This window comes from Streptomyces sp. NEAU-YJ-81, from assembly GCF_017592595.1.
Lineage (GTDB): Bacteria > Actinomycetota > Actinomycetes > Streptomycetales > Streptomycetaceae > Streptomyces > Streptomyces hygroscopicus_B.
In genome coordinates this window covers 1-6290 of the sequence record NZ_JAGFNO010000093.1, presented here as the reverse complement: position 1 = coordinate 6290, position 6290 = coordinate 1, and the positions used below count along the sequence as shown (strand labels likewise).

Annotated in this window: 8 protein-coding genes and 1 pseudogene; 1 reads left to right on the top strand and 8 read right to left on the bottom strand. The window is 70.2% G+C overall.

The window, feature by feature from the left end; all coding sequences use genetic code 11:
• A pseudogene (locus J5X86_RS49930) lies at positions 1 to 115 on the bottom strand (electron transfer flavoprotein subunit beta); the annotation flags it as partial.
• Between the two features lie 132 nt (positions 116 to 247).
• On the opposite strand from J5X86_RS49930, the gene J5X86_RS49925 reads away from it, so the two are divergent.
• Positions 248 to 1006 (top strand): TetR family transcriptional regulator, encoded by a 759-nt coding sequence (locus J5X86_RS49925; protein ID WP_208523195.1) that lies wholly within the window; start codon positions 248 to 250, stop codon positions 1004 to 1006.
• A gap of 65 nt (positions 1007 to 1071) precedes the next feature.
• On the opposite strand, the gene J5X86_RS49920 is transcribed toward J5X86_RS49925, so the two are convergent.
• The 7 genes from J5X86_RS49920 to J5X86_RS49890 all read right to left on the bottom strand — a co-directional run.
• Positions 1072 to 2136, bottom strand: a complete 1065-nt coding sequence (locus J5X86_RS49920; protein WP_208523194.1) for an MBL fold metallo-hydrolase — start codon at positions 2134 to 2136, stop codon at positions 1072 to 1074.
• Positions 2133 to 3638: a class I adenylate-forming enzyme family protein gene (locus tag J5X86_RS49915; RefSeq protein ID WP_208523193.1), complete on the bottom strand. Its 1506-nt coding sequence runs from the start codon at positions 3636 to 3638 to the stop codon at positions 2133 to 2135. The genes J5X86_RS49920 and J5X86_RS49915 overlap by 4 nt, the downstream gene beginning before the upstream one ends.
• 90 nt (positions 3639 to 3728) lie before the next feature.
• On the bottom strand, positions 3729 to 4049 hold the full coding sequence (locus J5X86_RS49910) for an EthD family reductase (RefSeq protein WP_208523196.1): 321 nt from the start codon (positions 4047 to 4049) through the stop codon (positions 3729 to 3731).
• Positions 4050 to 4106: 57 nt separating this feature from the next.
• On the bottom strand, positions 4107 to 4484 hold the full coding sequence (locus J5X86_RS49905) for a hypothetical protein (protein ID WP_014056523.1): 378 nt from the start codon (positions 4482 to 4484) through the stop codon (positions 4107 to 4109).
• Positions 4481 to 4849: a nuclear transport factor 2 family protein gene (locus J5X86_RS49900; protein WP_208523192.1), complete on the bottom strand. Its 369-nt coding sequence runs from the start codon at positions 4847 to 4849 to the stop codon at positions 4481 to 4483. Before J5X86_RS49900 ends, J5X86_RS49905 begins: the two co-directional genes overlap by 4 nt.
• Positions 4850 to 5051: 202 nt before the next feature.
• Entirely contained in the window at positions 5052 to 5675 is a 624-nt protein-coding gene (locus J5X86_RS49895; protein WP_208523191.1) for a TetR/AcrR family transcriptional regulator, read from the bottom strand.
• A 90-nt stretch (positions 5676 to 5765) separates the two neighbouring features.
• Positions 5766 to 6290 (bottom strand): acetyl-CoA C-acyltransferase (locus tag J5X86_RS49890; protein ID WP_208523190.1); only part of this gene is annotated, 525 nt, incomplete at its 5' end.

Genomic DNA, 6290 nt, shown 5'->3' with positions numbered 1-6290 from the left:
GCTCCGAGAGCAGGCCGTCCACGTCGTCGCGATCGACGGTCAGGTCCTCGGCGAAGTGCCGGTCGCCGGTGGCGTCGGGCACGTACTTCACACAGACAACGATCCTCAAGCTCACGCCGGCTCTCCTTACTGTTCGTGGATGTCCGCGCTGCCCCACCGGAGCACCTGAATGAGAGTATGGCACTCAATACCCTCAGTAAAGGTACTCAGTGTCGCTCTCGCCGTGCGCTGATGCTACGTTCCCTTCATGGCGGACGTACGCGACGAAGGCGGGGCGACCGCGGCGGTGAGCGGGCCCGGGCCGTCCGGCAAAGTACCCATGCGCGAGGTGCTCATCGAGGCCGCGTTCCAGCTCTTCGTGGAGCATGGCTTCGAGCGGACCACGGTGGACGACATCGTGGCGCGGGCCGGAGTGGGGCGCCGGTCGTTCTTCCGCTACTTCCCGTCCAAGGAAGACGTCGTCTTCCCCGACCATGAGCGCTGCCTGACCGAGATGAGCGCCTTCCTCGCGACGAGCACCGACGGCGAACCGCTCGACGTGATCTGTGACGCGGCCCGCCTCGTCATGCGGATGTACGCCGCGAACCCTGAGTTCTCCGTGCAGCGCTATCGGCTCACCCGCGAGGTGCCCAGCCTGCGCGGCTACGAGCTGTCCGTGGTGCACCGCTACGAGCGCACCCTGGCCCACTACCTCCGGCAACGCTACGCGGGAGACCCGAACGGAGCGCTGCGGGCCGAAGTGCAGGCCGCGGCCATCGTCGCCGCGCACAACAACGGGCTGCGGACCTGGCTGCGAAGCGGGGGGCACGGCGATGGCGCGAAGGCGGTGGATCAGTCGCTGGCGTTCGTCCGGCAGACGTGGGGCAGTGCCCGCGAATCCGCGGCGAGCGGCGCCGCCCCCGCGCCGGAGAGCGAGGAGGACGATGTGGTCGTCATCGTCGCACCGCGGAAGGCTCCCCTGTGGCGCGTGGTGCAGAAGATCGAGAAGACGTTGGGGGACGACTAGCCACCGGCGTGGCACTCAGCGCCTTGAGAGGGTACTCAGTGCCATACCGTGACCATGTCCCGGGTTCATGAGGGCGGCGCCGCCGACCCGCCCGGTGCCGCCCGCGTGTACCGATGCACCCCGTCGGCGAATGCCACCGTCGCCCGCCCCCGCAGCACCAGGACATCCAGGTGCGCGGCCGTCTCATTGATCGCGAGCATCTGGTTGAAGGCGCTCAACTCCGCGAACGGCACGGCACGGCGCGTCCAGGCGAGCTCACGCGCCACCGCGTGGGCGTCGAGTGTGTTCTCGCCCAGCGCCGCCAGGCTTCTGGCCAGCCGTTCGTCGTGGTGGGCGAGCAGTTCGGCGACCCGGGTGTGGGTGCTGTCGGCCACCGGCCCGTGCGCGGGCAGCAGGCGGGCGTCGGCGTAGCGGGTCATCAGCCGCAGCGAGTCCAGGTAGTCGGCGAGCGGACGCCCGCCGGGCTCGGCGAGCTCGAACCCGATGGACGGGGTGATATGCGGCAGGACGTGGTCCCCGGAGAACACCAGCCCCCGCTCTTCGTCCAGGAAGACCACATGGCCCTTGGTGTGTCCGGGGGTGGGGACGACACGCAGCTCGCGCTCGCCGAAGCGCAGGGTCTCCGCACCCAGCCAGCGATCGGGTGCCTCCCACATACTCGCGTCGTAGCCGCCGTGCTCCATCGCCTCGATACGGTCGGCGAGGTCCCCGGCTCCCGCCGCGCGCAGGGTCCGCAGCGCGCCCACGGGCTGGTCGCTGCGCAGCCGGTCGAGCATCTCCAGGCCCGGCCGTTCCCCCGCGCCGAGGTAGACGCGCGAGCCCAGCAGCCGGCGCAGTTCCACCGCCTGTGTGTAGTGGTCGCGGTGGATGTGGGTGACCAGGATGTGGCTGATGTCCCCGGGGTCGCGGTCGATGGCGGCCAGGGCGTCCTCGAGCACCTTGCGCGCCTCGGGGATCGCCCAGCCCCCGTCGATCATGACGATGCCGTCGTCGGCCAGGTCCTCCAGGAGATAGACGTTGACGGCGCGCAGCCCGTCGCCCGGAAGTGGCAGCGGCACGCGGTGCACCCCGGGCTGTACGGTCTGGATTCCGGCCGCCGCCCAGGGAGCCTGGTCGAACCGTGGCGTCATGATCCTCCTTCGCGGGTGTGCAGCCTGATGGCCAGGTCCCGGGCTCCGCCCCGGTCGAGCTTGCCGACCTTCGTCTGGGGCAGCTCCTCGACGTCGTAGACGTACTCGGGCCACTTGGTCTTGGACAGACCGACGCTCTCGAGATGGCCGGTCACCTCGGCCAGCTCGACGCCGCCGCCGTCCTCGGCGACGACGAGCAGCGCCACGCGTTCGCCGAGGACATCGTCGGGGACCGGCGCGACACAGGCTCTGGCCACGCGTGGATGGCTGGCGACCGCGCGCTCGATCTCGGTGATGTCGATGTTGCGGCCACCGCGGATGATGATGTCCTTCTCGCGGCCCATGATGCTGAGGGTGCCGTCCTCGTGGACCATCAGCAGGTCGCCGGTGGGCAGATAGCCGTCCTCCGTCAGCGCCGGCGGATCGGTCCTGCCCTCGCGGGCGTACCCGAGGAAGAGGGAAGGGCCGCGGACCTGCGCCCGGCCGGTCACTCCCGGGCCGGCCGTTTGACCGTCGGTGGTGAGCGCGCGCACGTCCGTCCCCGGGAAGGGGCGGCCGTCCCTGCCGAGCCGGATCTCCTCGGGGTCGTCGGGGCTCGGCGTGGTGTGGCCCAGGCACTCGGACATGCCGAAGACGCGGAGGATCTTGGTGCCCAGGGACTGTTCGGCCCGGGCCAGGGCTCCGCGGTCCATGGGCCCGCCGCCGACAGTGATCGACCGGACGCCCCGGAGGACGCCGGAGCCGGCCGCTTCGGTGCCCATCTGCAGCGCCATGGTCGGTACGCACATGGTCCAGCGGACACCGGCCTCCGCCATCCGCCGCAGTGCGACCGCCCTGTCCCACTTCCCGGTCAGAACGAGCGGTCCGCGCAGCACGAGGGAGAGATAGACCCCGAAGCAGTACGCGGCCGTGGACGACAGCGGCACGATCGCGGCGATGGCGTCGCCCGGCGACAGGCCGTTGACGTTGATGGTGCTCGTGGCGGCGTAGCGCAGGGCCTGCTCGGACTGGACGACGCCTTTGGGGCGCCCGGTCGATCCGGAGGTCAGGCCGATGAAGGCGCCGCCGGACCATCGCGACACCTCGCGTTTGTCGGGTGCGGACCGGCAGGTCCAGCCGTCGAGCACCGTCCGCGCCGGGTCCGGCAGCCGGGTGGGCACCGCCCAGTCGTCCATCGCCGAGGGCTCGGCGACGACGGCGTCCGGGCGGATGTCCTCCCATGCGGCGGTGAACTCGGCGGGTGTGGTGTGCCGATTGACCACCGCGATGACCCCGCCCCGCAGCCCCACGGCAAGGGTGGCGGCGACGGTGCGCCATGAGTTGTCCGCCTGGACCAGGACGGTGCCGACCGGGCCGTCGGGCTCGCCCGCGGACAGCGCTCCGGCCAGCCGTAGGGCCTCGTCGAGCAGCTGCCGGGCCGTATGGCTGCCGGTGTCGTCGATCACGGCGATGAAGTCGGCCTCTTCCGCCTTCTGCTGGAACTCCCGCACTACCTGTCGCATCCTGCCCCTCGTTGCGCTGTGCCGAACTCCGTTTGCCGAACGCTGTGGTGCTTGAACTGCCACTGGACCGGGCCGGGCGGCCCGGCATCCTCAGGCGGCGAACATCTCCGCCTCGTGCCCCATGACCGCGATCCGGCGGCCCTTCATGTCGCCGACCTGGGCGACGGCCTCGGCCCACTCGGGGCTCGCGAGGGCCTTCTTCAGATCCTCCTGGGAGTCGAAGCCGAGCACGGAGATCCCGTCCCAGCCCTCGGAACGCGGCTCCAGAGCGGTGTCGATGTCGGTGTGGCGCCAGGCGCGCAGCCCGGGCAGGCGGTAGGTCAGCTCCGCGTGGTCGCCACGCCACCAGGTGATGAACTGCTCATGCGTCCACTCCGGGGGCCGGGCTGCCAGCAGGACGAGGTTGTACATGACGGTGCTCCGCACGGGGTCGAGGGGATGGGGATGGTGAGCGGGTCCCGATACCGGTCAGGTGAAGCGGATCTCGGATGAGCGCCCGATCAGCAGGCGCCGCAGTCGGCCTTCGCCGTTCACCTGCCCGGCGGCGACGAAGCTGGCCTCGGGGACGCCCGCGCGTCGTACCTCGCCCAGGAAGAGCTCCTCCTGGCCGAGCGTGGTCGCCGACAGCAGATGGTGGGTGCGGGTGCCCTTCTCACGCTGTTCGAGGTAGCCCACCAGGGCGGCGCGGTCGCCGGCGAAGTCGGTGGCGTTGCCGTCGCCGGTGGAGAACAGGATGGACAGCGAGAAGTCGTCGCTGATCAGGTCGAGGATCCGGGACGGCTCGTCTCCGTCCAGTATCTCGAACCACGCGGTGAGGAAGGGGGCCGCGGCCGGGGTGTCCGTCATGCCCGGCTCCCGTCGTCCGCCCAGTCGACCAGTTCGAATGAGGTGGTGAAGAAGGACTGGTACCGCGACAGGAGCCCGCCGGGCGAGATCACCGCGGCGGAGAGGAAGGAGCCGGTGTACCGCCCGCCCTCTGTCACCACCCCGTACACGGTCTCGACGTCGCCGTCCCGGCTGTGGCGCAGGATCTCATGCGACCGGTTCTTGGGGTTCCGGCCGGCGATGTAGGCGGCGAAGTCCTCCTTGGATTTGCCGGTGACCTCACTGCCCGGCAGGGCGATGAGGAAGCGGAAGTCGGATTCGAGCAGGTCCAGCGTCCGTTCCGGATGATCGCTGTCCATACTGGCCATATACGTGCGCAACGTCATGACTGCGCCCTTTCGATTGGTGGCCGAGCGCTCCCGGGGACCCGGGGCCACCACGGCGGCCCCCAGATCAACCTGAGTTCAGTTCAATTCAAGTTGGATGCTAATCCCGGGGAAACACGGCTGACAAGAGCCCGTAGCACGCGAAACGGCCCCCGGCGGATATCCGCCGGGGGCCGGAAGCGACAGGGGGCCGCTCAGGGGGTCACGTGGCCACCATACGTACGCAGGCGCCCTCGATCAGTTCGCTGACCTCCGACAGCGGCGTCGGCCCCGAGGGCCGGTACCACCGCCAGACGCTCACGATCAGGCCGAGCACGCCCGAGCCCAGCAGTTGCGCGTCCCGGAGCGGGAAGGCGCCCATGGACATGCCCCGGACCAGCAGGTTCGTCCAGTTCCGCTCGACGAGCTGGACCAGCTTGCGGGCCTCGACGCGCTCGGCCTCCTCCCGCTTGGACTTGCGCGTACCGGAGAGCAGATCCATGTGGTTGTGCAGGATCCGCATCTGCAGGACCTCTTGGTCCGAGACGTCGTAGGCCGCGCGGACGGCCGCCCGGAGCGCCTCGGTGGGGTCCTCGACGCCCTCGGTCGCCTCCGTGAACTTGTCGTGGGACCGCTGGAGCTCCAGCCGCATGATGGTCAGCAGGCAGTGCGCCTTGGACTCGAAGTAGTGGTACAGCGCCGTCTGCCCGATGCCGACCCGCTCCGCCACAGTGGACCACTTCGTGGCCTCGAACCCCGTCTCGCCGAAGCAGTCGACGGCGGCCGCCAGAATGGCGGCGCGCTTGGACCGCGGTCCCGCTTCCGGTTCAACGATTCTCGTCGCCATGCCTCGTCTCCTGGCTGCAGCCCACCGTGTCCGTACCCGAGAGTAGCCGCAAGCTGAACTCAGTTGCCAATCGACGTGAACAGACCCGGGTCAAAGGCGCTCCAGCACGGTCGCGTTCGCCATGCCGCCGCCTTCGCACATCGTCTGCAGACCGTAGCGCCCCCCGGTCCTGCGCAGTTGGTGGACGAGCGTGGTCATCAGCCGGGCGCCGGTGGCGCCGAGCGGATGCCCGAGCGCGATGGCGCCGCCGAAGGCGTTGACCCGCTCCGGGTCGGCGCCGATCTCCTTCTGCCAGGCGAGGACGACGGAGGCGAACGCCTCGTTGATCTCCACCAGATCGATGTCGCCGATCGACAGCCCGGCCCGGTCCAGGACCTTCTCGGTGGCGGGGATGGGACCGGTCAGCATGTGGATCGGATCGGAGCCGACGACGGCCATGGTGTGCACCCGCGCGAGCGGGGTCAGGCCGTGGCGGCTCACCGCCTCCTCGGAGGCGATCAGCAGGGCGGCGGCTCCGTCGGAGATCTGGCTGGAGACGGCGGCGGTCAGCCGGCCGTCCTCGGTGAGGGTCTTCAGCCCGGCCATCTTCTCCAGCGTGGTGTCGGCGCGCGGCCC

Coding starts and splice junctions, on each gene's coding strand:
- J5X86_RS49925 (WP_208523195.1), top strand. CDS start 248: ATGGCGGACGTACGCGACGAAGGCGGGGCGACCGCGGCGGTGAGCGGG.
- J5X86_RS49910 (WP_208523196.1), bottom strand. CDS start 4,049: ATGTACAACCTCGTCCTGCTGGCAGCCCGGCCCCCGGAGTGGACGCAT.
- J5X86_RS49900 (WP_208523192.1), bottom strand. CDS start 4,849: ATGACGTTGCGCACGTATATGGCCAGTATGGACAGCGATCATCCGGAA.
- J5X86_RS49915 (WP_208523193.1), bottom strand. CDS start 3,638: ATGCGACAGGTAGTGCGGGAGTTCCAGCAGAAGGCGGAAGAGGCCGAC.
- J5X86_RS49920 (WP_208523194.1), bottom strand. CDS start 2,136: ATGACGCCACGGTTCGACCAGGCTCCCTGGGCGGCGGCCGGAATCCAG.
- J5X86_RS49905 (WP_014056523.1), bottom strand. CDS start 4,484: ATGACGGACACCCCGGCCGCGGCCCCCTTCCTCACCGCGTGGTTCGAG.
- J5X86_RS49895 (WP_208523191.1), bottom strand. CDS start 5,675: ATGGCGACGAGAATCGTTGAACCGGAAGCGGGACCGCGGTCCAAGCGC.